The following is a 15,323-nucleotide window of genomic DNA, read 5'->3' on the forward strand; positions in this document are numbered from 1 at the left end:
GGACGGGAGGAGTGGACGTCAGGGGGGACCGGTGGGCGTACGGATCCGGGCGGCGGCCTCTCACCACGGCAGCGGCGCGGTCTGCGAGATGTCGAAGAAGCCGCCGCCGCTGTAGACGAGCGGGGCCAGCTCCGCATGGCGGGCGGAGACCACCCGGCCGGTGAAGACGGTGTGGCTGCCGGCCTCCAGCCGCTCGCCGATCTCCACCTCGAGCTGGGCGCAGGACCCGTCGATCAGCGGGGCGCCGAACTCCCCTGAGGTCCAGGCCAGCCCGGCGAACTTGTCGTCCGCCTTGGAGGCGAAGGTCTTGGCCACATCGAGCTGGCCGGCGGCGAGGATGTTGATCCCCAGATGGGTGGCCCGGTGCAGCGCGGGGTGGGTGGTGGAGGTGCGCTGCACGCAGACCAGCACCATCGGCGGATCCAGTGAGATGCTGGCGAACGCGTTCACCGCGAGACCCCGGGGCCGGCCGTCGTCCTGGCAGGTCACGACAGTGACACCGGTGATGAACTTACGGTGCACCCCACGGACCAGATCGGCGTCGACGGCCGCTCGCTGGGTGGTGGTGATGATCCCGAGCGCCTCCAGCAACTGGCGGGGATCCCAGGTCACCCACTCCTCGCTGACCACACCGTGGTCGAAGCGGGTGAAGGTGGCGCCGGAGACTTCGACCGGCCTGCCGGTGGCCGGCACGCCGAGGAAGTCGCCGGTGTGACTGCCGGTGCTGCGCCAGCGGATCGCCAGCGATTCGCCCTCCTCGACGATCTCCTCGATCTCGGTATGGAGATCGGGAAAGGCCCGGCGGATGGCGCGGACCGACTCCTTGAACTGCTCTCGGTCCTGGGGGGCCGCGGCGGGACCGCGTCGGCGTACATAGCCGGGGCTGAGCAACTGGTCGAGCGCGTCGACCTGGCCCCGGTCCCAGACGGCCTGCCAGGTGGAGCGGATGCGGGCGGTGCGGTCAAGAGTGTGCGTCATGACGTCTTCCCTCACTCAGCTCTTGTATGGCAGAGGACCGTAGGAAGGGGCATCAGCCGCTGTCAACACCTAGGGATGAATGAAGCGGAAAAGGGCCAGCGAGACTCGGCCGAACAGCAAAAACACAGGTCAATAGTAGTTGCCTCGACCGCAGCCCTTGACGGAGCCAGAATCGGACTCCTAGCCTCCCTGCCATGGCACAGCGTGAGCCGGAAGAACAGGACGGACGCTGCATGCGCTTCTCGATATTCCACAATCTCGGTGCCCCGGGCCGTCTCGGCGAGTACGCCGACGTCATGGCGGAGGCCCGGGAGTTCGCGGTCACCGCGGACCGGGCGGGCTTCTGGTCCACCTGGTACACCGAGCACCACTTCGGGCACGAGGCGATCGAGATCACCCCGAACCCGGTGCTGATGGGGGCGGACATCGCCGCCCGTACGACAGATATCCGGATCGGCCAGGCGGCCTCCATCGCCACCTTCTGGCATCCGCTGCGGCTCGCCGAGGACATCGCGATGCTCGACCAGCTCTCGGGGGGCCGGGTCGAGGTCGGTCTCGGCCGGGGGCTGTACGGCCGCGAGGCGCTCAACCTCAACGCCCTGGCCGATCCGCGCGACCAGGAGCAGAACCGCGCGCTGTACGACGAGACCGTGGAGGTCCTGCGCAAGGCGTGGAGCGGCGAGTTCTTCTCGCACCAGGGCCGTTTCTACGAGTTCCCCGCCCCCGGGGTGAAGTGGAACCACCCCCTCTCCCCCGCCACCCCGGAGTACACCGAGGCCGGTGTCATCACGAAGATGCAGGTCACGCCGTTTCCGCTGCAGCGGCCGCATCCTCCGCTATGGCAGGTCATCGACAGCCCCCGCTCGATCAATGCCGCGGCGGCGGACGGCGTCCAGGGGCTCTTCTGGCTGCCGCCGGTCTCCGCGCTCAAGGAGCGGTTCGAGCTCTACCGGGACACCGCGAGCCAGGCGGCGGGGCGCGAGTACGCGCTGGGCGAGGGCATCGGCCTGGTACGCGATGTGTATGTCGCCGACACCATGGAGCAGGCGCGCGCCGAATTCGAAGAGGCGCTGATGACCACCTACCGGTGGATCATGCACTGGCGGGGACTGGGCAACCTCATGGAGGCGGGCGAGGAGCTCACCGACGTCCATGAGCTGTCCTTCGACTTCCTCCAGCGGCGCAATCTGCTGGTCGGCACCCCCGAGTACGTCTCGGAGAAGATCGCCGAGCTGCGCGACGAGGTGGGCCTGGAGCATCTGCTGCTGTGGACCACCCACCCCGGTCTGCCGCACCGCAAGGCGATGCGCAGCCTGGAGCTGTTCGCGGAGAAGGTCATGCCGCAGTTCACCACCGGCGGTGGTCATGGCTGAGGCGCGGCTGCGCAAGGTCGTCACCGTCGCCGATGAGCTGCTGCTGGAGCTCGGCCGCCCGGTCGCGGTGCCGGTGCGCCGGGTCGCGGCGGCCGCGGTGATCCACAACCCCTGGGCCGGCGGCGGCGTCGTCGCCGATCTGGGGCCCGAGGTCGAGCGGATCGCACCGGGGCTGGCCCGGCTGCTCACCGGCCGGATCAGCGAGGCGCTGGGCGGGGTCGACCGGATCGAGTCCTTCGGCAAGGCCGCGATCGTGGGGCTCGACGGGGAGATCGAGCACGGCGGCGCACTGATCCACACCCCCTTCTTCGGCAATGTCTTCCGCGAGCTGACCGAGGGCACCTCGATCATCGTCTTCAGCGACGACCGGCTTCCGGCCGGTGAGCCGCTGACCGTGCCGCTGTGGCACAAGACCGCGGCCGCGACCCGCTCGCACTACCAGACCTGCCAGATCCGCATCCCCGACGCGCCCCGCCCGGACGAGATCGTCGTCATCGCGGCCGGGGCGTCCGGCCCCCGCCCGAACGCCCGGATCGGGGACCGCGCCACCGACCCCCTCATCCGCCTCGCCGATCTGGACGACGACGTCGACCTGGAGACTGTGACGTGAACATCCGCAAGATCATCACCTTCACCGAGGACATCCACAGCGAGGGCGGCCGCCCGGTGGACCCGCCGGCCCGTACGGCGGTGGTGCTCGCCGTCATCGAGAACCCCTGGGCCGGTCAGGGCTTTGTGGCCGATCTGCTGCCCGGGATCGACGAGGCGGCGCCGAAGCTGGGCGAGTTGCTGGCGCCCCGCGTGGTCGAGGCTCTGGACGCGCCGGTGGAGGCGTACGGCAAGGCCGCGATCGTGGGTCTTGACGGGGAGATCGAGCACGGCTCCGCGCTGATCCACACCCTGAAGTTCGGCGACCACTTCCGCCGGGCGGCGAACGCGACCACCCTGCTGCCGGCCGTGGAGAAGCGGGCCGCCGCGGGGACGGTCTTCGACATTCCGCTCAAGCACATCACCGATGCCACCATCCGCTCGCACCACCAGAGCATCGAGGTCCGGGTGGCGGACGGGCCTCGCGCCGACGAGATCGTCATCGGGCTCGCGGCGGCCGCCCAGGGCCGCCCACAGGCCCGGCTGGCCCCGCTGTCGACGGAGCGGTGAGCGGCATGGACGCGGTGCGGGCTCCCGGCGGGGCGCCGGGGGCGGGCGCTCCCGGCTGCCCGGGGGCCCGGCCGCCGGTGGCGCTCGCCCATGAGTCCCATGGCACGGGAGCGCCGATGGTGCTGCTGCACGGCGTGGGCCTCGACCGCCGCATGTGGGACCGCTGTCTGCCCGCGCTGGCCGCCCGGCACCGCGTGACGCTGGTCGATCTGCGCGGCCACGGCGCCTCCCCGGCCGCGGCGGCCGGGGTGTCCCTCGCCGAGCTGGCCGCGGATGTCGGAGCGCTGCTGAGCGGCCCCACGCATGTCGTCGGCTTCTCGCTCGGGGCCCTGGTCGCCCAGCGGCTGGGGCTGGACCGGCCGGACCTCACCGCCTCGCTCACCCTGGTCAGCTCGGTCGCGGGCCGGTCGGAGGAGGAGCGGGCGGCGGTGGCCCGCCGCCAGGAGCTGGCCGCCGAGGACTTCGGGGCGTCCGCGTGGGCGGCGGTCGACCGCTGGTTCTCACCCGCCTGGCGGGCCCAGGACCCCGGTCTGGCACAGCGGGTGCTCGACACGCTGCTGGCCAACGACCGGGCCTCCTACCTCCCGTGTTACCGGGTCTTCGCGACGGCCGACACCGGGCTGTGGCGGTGGCTGCCCCGGATCGCCGCCCCCACCGTGGCGGTGACCGGCGAGCGGGACCCCGGCTCGACCCCGGCCATGTCGCACCGGCTGGCGGCGCGGATCCCCGGCGGCCGGGCGGTGATCGTGCCCGGCGCCCGCCATCTGCTACCGCTGGAGTGCCCCCAGGAACTCGCCGAGGTGATCCTCACCCACACCGGAGCCCATCCCGGATCCCACACCGGAGCCCACCCCGGAACCGGCACCGGAGCCCACACCGGACAGGAGTCCCACCGCTCATGAACCCTCTGCCGCGCCATGACCACTACATCGCGGGCGAGTGGACCGCCCCCGCCGACGGCGGCTACTTCGCCAGCGTCAACCCGGCCACCGCCGAGCCCTGGTACGAGGCGGCGCGCGGCACCGCCGCCGATGTGGACCGTGCGGTGGGCGCCGCCCGTACCGCCTTCGAGGATCCGCGCTGGCGCGATCTGAGCCAGCCCCGGCGCGGGCGGCTGCTGCGGAATCTGGGCGATCTGATCGGTGACCACGCGGAGCGGCTGGCCCGTACCGAGACCCTCGACAACGGCAAGCTGTTGCGGGAGATGCGGGCCCAACTCGCCGGGCTGCCCGAGTACTTCTACTACTACGCGGGACTCGCCGACAAGATCCAGGGCGAGGTGATCCCCGGGGCGAGCCGGGAGCTGCTCAACTACACCCTGCGCGAACCGGTGGGCGTGGTCGGCGCCATCACCCCCTGGAACTCCCCGCTGCTGCTCACCGCCACCAAGCTGGCCCCGGCCCTGGCCGCGGGGAACACGGTGGTGGTCAAGCCCTCGGAACACACCTCGGCCTCGCTGCTGGCGCTCGCACCGCTCTTCGAAGAGGCGGGGTTCCCGCCGGGCGTGGTCAATGTGGTCACGGGGTACGGCGCAGAGGCGGGCGCGCCGCTGACCGAGCACGAGGCCGTGGCCAAGGTGACCTTCACCGGCTCCAGCGGGACCGGCCGCCGGATCGCCCGTACCTGTGCCGACCGGCTGATCGGCTGCACGCTGGAGCTGGGCGGGAAGTCGCCCAACATCATCTTCCCGGACGCCGATCTGGGGTCGGCCGCCATGGGGGTGATCGCGGGCATCTTCGCGGCCGCGGGCCAGACCTGTGTGGCGGGGAGCCGGGTGCTGGTGCACCGGGAGGCATACGACGAGGTCCTGGAGCAGGTGACGGCGCGGGCGGCCACGATCCGCGTCGGCGATCCGCTGGAGGAGACCACCGAGCTCGGCCCGCTCGCCCTCGCCGAGCAACTGGAGAAGGTCGAGTCGTATGTCGAGCTGGGGCAGGCCGAGGGCGGGAAGGTGGTCTGCGGCGGCAGGCGGCCGGAAACGGGCCTCGACGGGTACTTCTACTCCCCCACCGTCTTCACCGGCACCGACAACGGGATGCGGATCTGCCAGGAGGAGATCTTCGGGCCGGTCGCGACCGTCATGCCCTTCGGCTCCGAGGAGGAGGCCCTGGCGATCGCCAACGACTCCGCGTACGGCCTGGCGGCGGGTGTGTGGACCCGGGATGTGAACCGGGTGCACCGGATGGCCGCCCGGCTGGAGGCCGGGACGGTGTGGGCCAACACCTATCGCTCGATGTCGCCGATGTCGCCACGGGCCGGGTTCAAGACCAGTGGGATGGGGACCGAGCACGGCACGGAGGTGATCCGGGAGTACACCCGGCTGAAGAGCGTCTGGATCAACACCAGTGAGGAGCCCGCCGGGGATCCCTTCATCCTGAGGTCCTGAGCCGGTCTTGGACCGAGGGAAGGGTTCTTGTATGGCACAACACCCGAGCGCATCCCCGGCCGGCCTATGCGACTCCTCAGTTGACGGGAAGCGACGGCCGCCCCTAGGGTCACGTGCCATGCAACAACCCACCGGAAAGCGGCTTCAGCAGACCAGCATGCAGGCGAGGGTCGCCGAAGAGCTGCGGCAGATGATCATCAGTGGTGAACTGCCGCCCCGCTCCAGCCTCTCCGAGATGGCGCTGTCCGAGACCTTCGGCGTCAGCCGGACACCCATCCGCGAGGCCCTCAAGCAGCTCCAGATCGAGGGGCTGGTCGAGGTGCGGCCACGGGTCGGAACGTTTGTCGCCGTACCGTCCCGGCGCGAGCTGACCGAGCTGTTCCAGATGAAGGAGCTGCTGGAGGGCGCCGCCGCCCGGCTCCTCGCCTTCCGCGGGAACGTACCGGAAGTGGAGCGGCTGGAGGCCAATATGAAGGCGGCCGACGCGGCAGTGCGGGACGGTGACGCCGAGCAATACGCGGCGCTGGTCCACGAGTTCCACGATCTGATCGTGGTGGGCGCGGACAACAGCAAGCTGGAGGCGCACTACCGCACCCTGATGAACCAGCTGGCCTACGCCCGGCTGGTGCGCACCTCGCTGTCCCGGCCCGGCCGGCTGGACGAGTCCGACGATGAGCACCATCGCGTCCTCAACCTGATCCAGGCCAAGGACGGCGACGGCGCGGAGCGGGTGATGCGGGAGCATGTGCGGATGAGCCACCAGGCCCTGATGGCGGGCATGGACGAGCGCCGGGCCTGACGCGGGCCGCGGCGCCCTTGGCCGACCCGGTGGCGATGCCCCTCCGGGGACGGGCGGTTCACCCCTGGTCGGCCGCCGCGCGTGCGGAGCGCAGCGCGGCACGAAGCCGGTTCCTGGCGCCGAGGAGGTGTTCGCGCAGGGTGGTGGCGGCGTGCTCGACGTCACCGGCGCGCACGGTCGCCAGCAGGTCGACATGGGCCTCGGCGGAGGGGCGCAGATCGACGTCCTGGGCGTTGGTGACGTCGAGGATCACACCGAAGGTGGGGCGGTACTGCTCCCAGACCGCCAGCAGCCTGCGGTGTCCGGAGAGCACATAGAACTGGGAGTGGAACTTCAGGTCGGCGAGGGCGAAGTCACCGGCGGCGGAGCGGTCCGCGGCGTCGCGCATGTCCCGCACGAAACGCTCGGCGGGCTCCCAGTCGCCGGGTCCCGCCCGGCCGATGGCGAGGGTGAGGGCGAGCGCCTCCAGGGACTCCCGCAGGGTGTAGAGCTCGTCGACGTCGTCCTCGGTGAGCCCGGTGACGAAGACCCCGCGGCGGCGCGCCTCGACCAGCCCCTCGGCCTCCAGGTGACGCAGCGCGTCCCGCACCGGGCCGCGGCTGACGTCGTACTGCTCGGCGAGGGCACCTTCGACAAGATGGGTGCCGGGGCGCAGCCGTCCTGAAATGATGAGGACACGCAGCTCATGCGCGACCAGATCGCCGAGGGACTGCTGCTGCAGCGAGGTGATGGGCACCGGCGGGCTCCTTCCGGCGGGTGGACCGGCACTGGTCAACGGTTAACCGTTGACCTCATTATCGCCCTCCGGCGCCTCGCCCGGAACAGTCCCGGAAACAGTGCGGACAGCAGGGCGCCCGCACGCACGGCCCAGGACGCACCGGGAGCCCGGACGCCGATCCTGTCGTACGTTGGCAGAAGACCCACGGCCAAGGTGGCGGCCCACATCCCGCACAGGGTCGTGACCAGCATGGTCTTGAGGAACTCGGACTCGGGGACAACAGATCGCCGAAGGCCAGGACGAAGACCATGAATGATGTGCGCAGACGTACGGTGCTCGCCGCGGCCGGAGGGACGGCCATCGCGGGCAAGGCCGCGACCGCCCGTGCCCAGGCCCCGCCCGCCCCCTCCTCCGACGCGCCCCGGCCGGGGCCGGAATCCGGCCCGTACGAGACCAGGATCCGGGCCCTGATGGCGCGGATGACCATCGACGAGAAGCTCGGCCAGCTCCAGCAGTTCGCCTGGACCGGCGACACCGGACCCGGCGGCGGGCAGACCGCCGCCGCGGAGAAGGCGGCCCGCAGGGGCAGGCTCGGCTCCGTGCTCAACATCTACGGGGCCCGCACCACCAACACCCTGCAGCGGATGGCCGTCGAGAAGTCCCGGCTGGGCATTCCGCTGATCTTCGGCCTCGATGTCATCCATGGCATGTGGACCACCTTCCCCATCCCCCTCGGCCAGGCCGCCGCCTTCGACCCCGCGGTGGCCGAGTGGGACGCGGAGGTGTCGGCGAGGGAGGCCCGCTCCAACGGTGTGCACTGGGCGTTCTCCCCGATGATGGACGTCACCCATGAACCGCGCTGGGGGCGGATCGCCGAGGGCGACGGCGAGGACCCGTATCTGGCGGCGGCGCTCGCGGCCGCCAAGACCCGCGGCTACCAGGGCGACGACCTCCGCTCCCGGCACCGCCTCGCGGCCTGTGCCAAGCACATGATCGCCTACGGGGGTGTCGAGGGCGGCCGCGACTACAACACGGTGGACGTCTCCGAGGCCCGGCTGCGCAACTTCTACCTGCCCCCGTTCAGGGCGGCCCTGGACGCCGGAGTGGCCACCGTCATGGCGAGTTTCAACACCGTCAGCGGGGTCCCCGCGCACGGCTACCGGCATGCGCTGACCGAAATCCTCAAGGAGGAGTGGGCCTTCCGCGGCTTCGTCGTCAGCGACTACAACGGCGTCCAGGAAATGATCGTCCACGGCTATGCCGCCGACCGCTCCGACGCGGCCCGACTGGCCTTCAACGCCGGGATCGACATGGAGATGGCCAGCACCACCATCAACGAGTACGGCAAGCGGCTGCTGCGCAGCGGGCAGATCACCACCGACCGGCTGGACGACGCGGTGGCCCGCATCCTGCGCCTGAAGTTCCGGCTCGGGCTCTTCGAGCACCCCTACGCGGACGAGGAGACGGCGATCGCCGGGCCCACGAAGGCATCCCGGGCGGCGGCGCGCGAGGCGGCCGGGCGCACCATGGTGCTGCTCAAGAACGAGAAGTCCACGCTCCCCCTGGACCGATCGGGCTCCATCGCCGTCGTCGGGCCCTTCGCCGACTCCACCGACCTGCGCGGCTCCTGGGCCGGGACGTGGGCCGACGCGTTCCGCCCGGTCACCGTCCTGGACGCGGTCAAGGACGCGGCGCCGAAGGCCAGTGTCAGCCATGTCGAAGGCGTGGACGCCTCCGGCCGGAGCACCCGGGGCATCGCCCGGGCGGCCTCGGCGGCCAGGGCGACCGATGTGACCGTGGTGGTGGTCGGGGAGGCGGCGACGCTCAGCGGGGAGGCGTCGGTACGCAGCGACCTCGGACTGCCCGGCCGGCAGGAGCGGCTGATCACCGCGATCGCGGACACCGGCGCGCCGTTCGTGGTGGTGCTGCTCAGCGGACGTCCGCTGACGATGGGCGACTGGCTGGACCGCACCCCCGCCGTGCTGCAGGCATGGCATCCGGGGCTCGAGGGCGGCAACGCCATCGCGGACGTGCTCTTCGGCACCGTGAACCCCGGTGGCAAGCTCCCGGTGACCTTCCCGCGCACGGTCGGGCAGATCCCCATCTACTACAACCACGAGAACACCGGACGCCCCTACGACCGGGCCAACCACTACACCTCCAAGTATCTGGACCTGGCCTACGGGCCCCAGTTCCCCTTCGGCCACGGCCTCAGCTACACCACCTTCGACATCGGCGAACCCCGGCTCAGCGTCAGCCGCGTCCGGGCCGAGGCACTGCGCAAGGGCGACACCGTCGAGGTCGCGGTCGCGGTGCGCAACACCGGGCGCCGCAAGGGCGATGAGGTGGTGCAGTTGTACATCCGCGATCCGGTGGCGAGCATCGTGCAACCGGTGCGCAGGCTCAGCGGTTTCCGCCGGGTCAGCCTCGGCGCCGGGAAGGCCACCACCGTCCGCTTCCGGCTGAGCGCCGAGGAGCTGGGCTTCTGGACCCAGGACCCGCACGGCAGGTTCCTGCTGCAGAAGGGCGAGATCCGGGTCTTCGCGGGCAACAGCTCCCTGGCGAAGCGGGGACGCACGCTCACCATCACCTGACCCCTGACCAGCGGCCGGTAACCGACTTCACCAGCGCCGCGGCCGAATTAACTTGTAGGGTGCATGCTGACCGCTACGCACCCGGAAGACGCCCTTGATGACCGCCGCGCCCTGGCCCTCGACCACCACGACGAGCGGACGAGACCCCGCGGCACACCGCGCGGGCCACGGTGGGCTGGAGGCCCAGTGGGCGGTGTGATCACCGGCTTCGGTGTCATCGCGGCCATCATCGTCACCGGCTATGTCATCGGGCTCCGCCGCTCTCTCGGCGACCACGGCCGGGAGGTGCTCACCAAGCTCTCGTTCGATATCGCCTCCCCCGCGCTGCTGTTCACCACGCTCTCCAAGGCCGACCTCTCCGCCATCATCTCCACCCCGCTGCTGGTGACCGCCCTGAGCACCTTCGTCGTCGCGGGCACGTTCGTCGCCGTCGGCGCCGTACGGCGGTGGAGCGTGGGCCGGACGACGATCGGCGCGCTGTGCGCGAGCTATGTGAACGCGGGCAACCTCGGCATCCCCATCGCGATGTACGTCCTCGGCGACGCGAGCCTGATCGCCCCGGTGCTGCTCTTCCAGCAACTCGTCATGACCCCGATCGCCCTGACGGTCATCGATCTCAGCCGCCCCGACCGGCGGCCCTCGCTGATCCGCAGGCTGACCACACCGTTCCGCAACCCCATCGTCATCGGCTCGCTGTCCGGCGTCCTCGTGTCCGCCGCGGGCTGGCGGATCCCCGGGCCCGTCACCGAACCGCTCTCACTGCTGGGCGGCATGGCCGTTCCCGCCGTCCTGCTGGCGTTCGGTATCTCGCTGCCGGGCACTCAACTCCCCGGGCGCGGCGCGGAACGCGGGCCGGTGCTGCTGTCGGTGGCGCTGAAGTCCTTCGCCCAGCCGGTGGTGGCCTGGGCCATCGCGGCGGGCGTGTTCGGGCTGAGCGGCCCGGCGCTCTTCGCCGCCGTCGTCACCTCCGCGCTACCGGCGGCTCAGAACCTGTTCACCTACGCCTCGCGGTACGAGACCGCCACCATCCTGGCCCGTGAGTCGATCCTGCTGTCCACGCTGCTCGCACCACCGGTGCTGATGACGGTCGCCGCGCTGCTGGGCTGAGCCCGGCCCCACGGCGGCCGCTCGGGGCAGGTGTTCGCCGCGGTGTGCCGCCGCGCGGACCCGTCCGGAAGAACTTTGTTTGCCCCCCGGGGCCCAGGGCAGGCGGATACTCGTGCTTCGGACCGTAGGCACGCACCGCGGGAGCAGTCTGCATTGCTCCACACCGCGGCGGCGCGCCGGTCAGCACGTCCCCGTGAACCTCCCGCGATGCACCCCCGGTCCCAGGTGACCCGTCAGCCCATCGCAGGAGGTGTGTTCCGTGACGACCGCGACGCAGGACATGGCACGGCCCCAGACCGGCCCCACGAAGCACCCGCATGACGACGCGCCCGACACCAGCGCCGAGTTCGCGGAAATGGCCCGTCTCCCCGACGGGCCGGAGAAGGAGGCATTGCGCCGTCGGGTGGTGGAGGCGTGGATGCCGATGGCCGAGCGGCTGGCCCGGCAGTACCGCAACCGCGGCGAATCCCTGGAGGACCTGCAGCAGGTGGCCGCGCTCGGTCTGGTGAAGGCCGTCAAGCGGTACGACCCGGAACACGGCACCGCCTTCGCCGGGTTCGCGGTGCCCACCATCGTCGGCGAGATCAAGCGCCACTTCAGGGACCATCTGTGGGTGCTGCACGTCCCCCGCCGGGTCCAGGACCTGCGCAACCGGGTGCGGGCCGCCCACCGGGAGCTGTCCCATTCAGCGGACGACCGGCCGCCGCGGACCCAGGACATCGCCGAGCGCACCGGGCTGACCGAGAAGGAGGTACGGGCCGGTATGGAGGCCATGGGCAGCTTCACCCCGCTCTCCCTGGACGCCCAGCTGACCGGTTCCGACGACGGCTACTCCCTGGCCGACACGCTCGGCACCCAGGAGACCGCGTACGACCGGGTGGTGGACCGCGAGGCCGTGCGGCCCGGTCTCAGCCGGCTCCCCGACCGGGAGCGGCAGATCCTCTACATGCGCTTCTTCTGCGATATGACACAGAGCCGGATCGCCGAGCAGCTCGGCATATCGCAGATGCACGTCTCGCGGCTCATCAACCGCACCTGCTCGACACTGCGCGACCAGGCGCTGGCCGAGGTCCGCTGAGCGGGCGCCGACCGGGCCGGGCGCGCGTTGCGCCGCTGGAACGATGTGCATCGCCTTAGTGGGTGACCGTGGCGCCGTGGGGAGCGGCGGCTCCCCCCACGGACTGCGAGGGTCGGTGCGGCGGGTGACGGACGCCCAAACGAAGGAGACGAAAGCCAGTGAACACCAATCCCGAGCGTCCTCCTCCGGTGCACGTCCCGGAACTCCTCAAGGGGCAGAAGGCGCTGGTGACCGGGGCGAACTCGGGGATCGGCAAGGCGACCGCGATCGCCCTGGGACGGGCCGGCGCGGATGTGGTGGTCAACTACGCCAGTGACCGGCCGGCCGCCGAGGCCGTCGTCACCGAGATCCAGAGCCACGGTGTGCACTCCTACGCCCATCAGGCGGATGTGTCCCAGGAGGACCAGGTCATCGACCTGGTGTCCACGATGGTCGACCGCCTGGGCACGATCGACATCCTCGTCGCCAACGCGGGGCTCCAGCGCGACGCCCCCACGGTCGAGATGACACTCGAGCAGTGGGAGAAGGTCATCTCCGTCAACCTCACCGGCCAGTTCCTGTGCGCCAGGGAGGCGATCAAGGAGTTCCTGCGGCGCGGTGTGGTCCCGGAGGTGTCGCGGGCGGCCGGGAAAATCATCTGCATGAGCTCGGTCCACCAGATCATCCCGTGGGCGGGCCATGTGAACTACGCGTCGTCCAAGGGCGGCGTGGCGATGCTGACACAGACCCTGGCCCAGGAGTTCGCGCCCCAGAAGATCAGGGTGAACGCGATCGCCCCGGGCGCCATCAAAACCCCGATCAACCGCAGTGCCTGGCAGACCCCCGAGGCGCGGACCGCCCTCCTGGAGCTCATCCCGTACCGCCGGATCGGCGACCCCCTGGACATCGCCAACGCCGCCGTGGTCCTGGCCTCCGACCTGTGCGACTACGTGGTGGGCACCACCATCTACGTCGACGGCGGCATGACCCTCTTCCCGGGTTTCGCCACCGGCGGCTGACCGGGAGCCACGGCGCGGCGGGCGGATTTCGGGAAGACTGGCGCACATGTCCGAGGCCCCTGTTTCCCTCACCCATCCCGTCCCCTACTACGCCCAGTGGGAGTCGGCCGCCCTGGTGCCCGACATCATCGCGGGCACCCTGTCGGCGGCCGACGACCCGCTGTGGCAGAAGTCCGGGGCGGCGAGCCGGGAGGAGTACGCGTTCTGGTCGTGGCGGCTGTGCGGGATGGCGTGTCTGCGCATGGCCCTGGACCACTGGCGTGGCACCGCGCCACCCGCGGTGACGCTCGCCGAGGAGTGTGTCGAGGCGGGGGCCTATGTGCGCCACCCGGACCGGGTGGACGGGCTCGTCTACGCTCCGTTCGCCGCCTACGCGCGGCGGCGCTGGGGGCTGTTCGCCGAGTCCCGGCCGCGGCTGCCGGCCGAGGAGCTGCCGGAACATCTCGCGGCCGGGCGGCTCGCGATGCTGTCCGTCCACCCCTCGCTGCGCACCCTTGACCCGCGGCCGCCGCACCAGGGCGGCCATCTGGTGCTGGCCGTCGGCGCCACCCCGGACCATCTCCTCGTACACAACCCGTCGGGCTTCCCGGACGGCTCGCAGCGCTTCGCCGAGGTCCCCTGGGCCGACCTCGGGCGGTTCTACGCGGAGCGGGGTGTCCTGCTCGGCCCGGGGTGAGCGCCGGTCGTAGGGCCGAGGGCTCGCGCCGGTCGCAAGGCATCCGCCGTCCCGGGGTCCTGGCCGCGGGCACGCCGTGTCACTCGTGCGCACCGTTGTGGTTTCCGCCGGGCCGGGTACCCATGTGGTTCCCGTAGATCATCGACGCACCTTCCCAGGGAGCCGCAGTGAAAATCGGCGTATCCACGTTCGTCACCGACCAGGGCATCCGGCCCGCCCCGCTGGGGCGGGCCCTGGAGGAGCGCGGTTTCGACTCGCTCTTCATCGCGGAGCACAGCCATATCCCGGTGGACCGCCGCACTCCCTATCCGGGTGGCGGAGATCTGCCGGAGGTGTACTACCGCACTCTCGACCCCTTCGTGACGCTGGCCGCGATCGCCGCGGTCACTCAGCGTCTGCTGCTGGGCACCGGGATCCTCCTGGTGGTGCAACGGGACCCGATCACCACCGCCAACGAAGTGGCCTCCCTCGACCTGGTCTCCGACGGAAGAGCCATCTTCGGGGTCGGCGCCGGATGGAACCGTGAGGAGATGGAGAACCACGGGACGGATCCCTCCACCCGGGGCCGGCTGATGAACGAGCGGCTGCGGGCCATCCGTGAGCTGTGGACGAAGGAGAAGGCCGAATTCCACGGGGAGTTCGTGAACTTCGACCCCGTCTTCCAGTGGCCCAAGCCCGTCCAGCGGCCACATCCGCCAATCTATGTGGGCGGTGGCGGCGACGCCGCGTTCCGGCGGATCGCGGACCTCGGCGACGCCTGGCTGGCCAACAGCGGATCCCCCGAGGAGCTGCGCCCGCAGATCGAGCGGATGCGCGAGGTGGCCGGCCGCGAGGTGCCGGTGACGGTGTACGCGATGCCGGAGGACGCCGACGCGGTCGAGGGGTATCAGCGCATCGGGGTGGAGCGGGTGCTGTTCTATCTGCCGACGATGCCGGAGGCGGAGACGCTCACCCGGCTGGACGCGATGTCCCAGGTCGCCGCCCGGTTCCGGTGAGCCGCCGGGGGCCGCGATGCCGGAGCTGACGAGCGCGCAGGCGCGCGAGCGTTTCGCGCGGGCCAGGCTGGCCCGGCTGGCGACCGTCGGCGCCGAGGACCGCCCGCATCTGGTGCCGGTGGTCTTCGCGCTGACCGGCGACACGGTGGTGACGGCCGTCGACCACAAGCCGAAGCGGACAATGCGGCTGAGGCGCCTGGACAACATCCGCGCCCACCCCGCCGTATGCCTCCTGGTGGACGACTACGACGAGAACTGGGACCACCTGTGGTGGGCGCGGGGCGACGGCACGGCCCGCGTCCTGCCCCCGGCCGACGAATCGGCGCTGTCCTCGGATTACGTCCGGCTGCTCGTGGACACCTACCCGGTCCAGTACGAGGACCGGCCGCCGCGCGGGCCGGTCGTGGAGATCACCGTCGGGCGGTGGAGCGGCTGGCGGGCCGGATGAGCCGCGCCGCCCGTG

General features: G+C 71.2%; 15 protein-coding genes. 13 read left to right on the plus strand and 2 right to left on the minus strand.

Annotated elements, in window-relative coordinates; translation table 11 throughout:
* Positions 1-60 precede the first annotated feature (60 nt).
* Positions 61-978, minus strand: a complete 918-nt coding sequence (locus J5X86_RS24185) for a flavin reductase (RefSeq protein ID WP_208518847.1) — start codon at positions 976-978, stop codon at positions 61-63.
* Positions 979-1,172: 194 nt separating this feature from the next.
* On the opposite strand from J5X86_RS24185, the gene J5X86_RS24190 reads away from it, so the two are divergent.
* From J5X86_RS24190 to J5X86_RS24215, 6 genes are all read left to right on the plus strand, one after another.
* Entirely contained in the window at positions 1,173-2,351 is a 1,179-nt protein-coding gene (locus tag J5X86_RS24190; protein ID WP_243981252.1) for an LLM class flavin-dependent oxidoreductase, read from the plus strand.
* The gene (locus tag J5X86_RS24195) at positions 2,344-2,961 is read left to right on the plus strand and encodes an amino acid synthesis family protein (protein WP_078647106.1); all 618 of its coding nucleotides are present in this window, start codon (positions 2,344-2,346) and stop codon (positions 2,959-2,961) included. The genes J5X86_RS24190 and J5X86_RS24195 overlap by 8 nt, the downstream gene beginning before the upstream one ends.
* A complete protein-coding gene (locus J5X86_RS24200) occupies positions 2,958-3,509 on the plus strand; it encodes an amino acid synthesis family protein (RefSeq protein WP_014057051.1) in 552 nt (183 codons plus the stop codon). The genes J5X86_RS24195 and J5X86_RS24200 overlap by 4 nt, the downstream gene beginning before the upstream one ends.
* A 5-nt stretch (positions 3,510-3,514) precedes the next feature.
* Positions 3,515-4,411 (plus strand): alpha/beta fold hydrolase, encoded by an 897-nt coding sequence (locus tag J5X86_RS24205; protein WP_243981285.1) that lies wholly within the window; start codon positions 3,515-3,517, stop codon positions 4,409-4,411.
* A complete protein-coding gene (locus J5X86_RS24210; RefSeq protein WP_208518848.1) occupies positions 4,408-5,895 on the plus strand; it encodes an aldehyde dehydrogenase in 1,488 nt (495 codons plus the stop codon). The genes J5X86_RS24205 and J5X86_RS24210 overlap by 4 nt, the downstream gene beginning before the upstream one ends.
* Positions 5,896-6,013: 118 nt before the next feature.
* A complete protein-coding gene (locus tag J5X86_RS24215; protein ID WP_078638992.1) occupies positions 6,014-6,694 on the plus strand; it encodes a GntR family transcriptional regulator in 681 nt (226 codons plus the stop codon).
* 58 nt (positions 6,695-6,752) lie between these two features.
* Here the strand turns inward: J5X86_RS24215 and J5X86_RS24220 are convergent, their stop codons facing one another.
* Positions 6,753-7,430, minus strand: a complete 678-nt coding sequence (locus tag J5X86_RS24220; protein ID WP_208518849.1) for a GntR family transcriptional regulator — start codon at positions 7,428-7,430, stop codon at positions 6,753-6,755.
* Positions 7,431-7,720: 290 nt separating this feature from the next.
* Between J5X86_RS24220 and bglX the strand changes: the two genes are divergently transcribed.
* From bglX to J5X86_RS24255, 7 genes are all read left to right on the plus strand, one after another.
* Positions 7,721-10,006 carry a beta-glucosidase BglX gene (bglX, locus tag J5X86_RS24225; protein WP_208518850.1) on the plus strand — a complete coding sequence of 762 codons (2,286 nt, stop codon included), beginning with the start codon at positions 7,721-7,723 and terminating at the stop codon, positions 10,004-10,006.
* 186 nt (positions 10,007-10,192) lie between these two features.
* Positions 10,193-11,113, plus strand: coding sequence for an AEC family transporter (locus tag J5X86_RS24230; RefSeq protein ID WP_208518851.1), 921 nt, complete (start codon positions 10,193-10,195; stop codon positions 11,111-11,113).
* 259 nt (positions 11,114-11,372) lie between these two features.
* Positions 11,373-12,191 (plus strand): SigB/SigF/SigG family RNA polymerase sigma factor, encoded by an 819-nt coding sequence (locus J5X86_RS24235; protein WP_374229286.1) that lies wholly within the window; start codon positions 11,373-11,375, stop codon positions 12,189-12,191.
* 158 nt (positions 12,192-12,349) lie between these two features.
* Positions 12,350-13,189: an SDR family oxidoreductase gene (locus J5X86_RS24240; protein WP_208518852.1), complete on the plus strand. Its 840-nt coding sequence runs from the start codon at positions 12,350-12,352 to the stop codon at positions 13,187-13,189.
* A gap of 46 nt (positions 13,190-13,235) precedes the next feature.
* On the plus strand, positions 13,236-13,865 hold the full coding sequence (locus J5X86_RS24245; protein WP_208518853.1) for a C39 family peptidase: 630 nt from the start codon (positions 13,236-13,238) through the stop codon (positions 13,863-13,865).
* A gap of 167 nt (positions 13,866-14,032) precedes the next feature.
* Positions 14,033-14,860 carry an LLM class F420-dependent oxidoreductase gene (locus tag J5X86_RS24250; RefSeq protein WP_208518854.1) on the plus strand — a complete coding sequence of 276 codons (828 nt, stop codon included), beginning with the start codon at positions 14,033-14,035 and terminating at the stop codon, positions 14,858-14,860.
* A 16-nt stretch (positions 14,861-14,876) separates the two neighbouring features.
* Complete coding sequence (locus J5X86_RS24255; protein WP_078638998.1) at positions 14,877-15,308, plus strand: TIGR03668 family PPOX class F420-dependent oxidoreductase; 432 nt, start codon at positions 14,877-14,879, stop codon at positions 15,306-15,308.
* The last annotated feature ends 15 nt before the right edge of the window (positions 15,309-15,323 follow it).

Origin of the sequence: Streptomyces sp. NEAU-YJ-81 (assembly GCF_017592595.1) — a bacterium.
Classification (GTDB): domain Bacteria; phylum Actinomycetota; class Actinomycetes; order Streptomycetales; family Streptomycetaceae; genus Streptomyces; species Streptomyces hygroscopicus_B.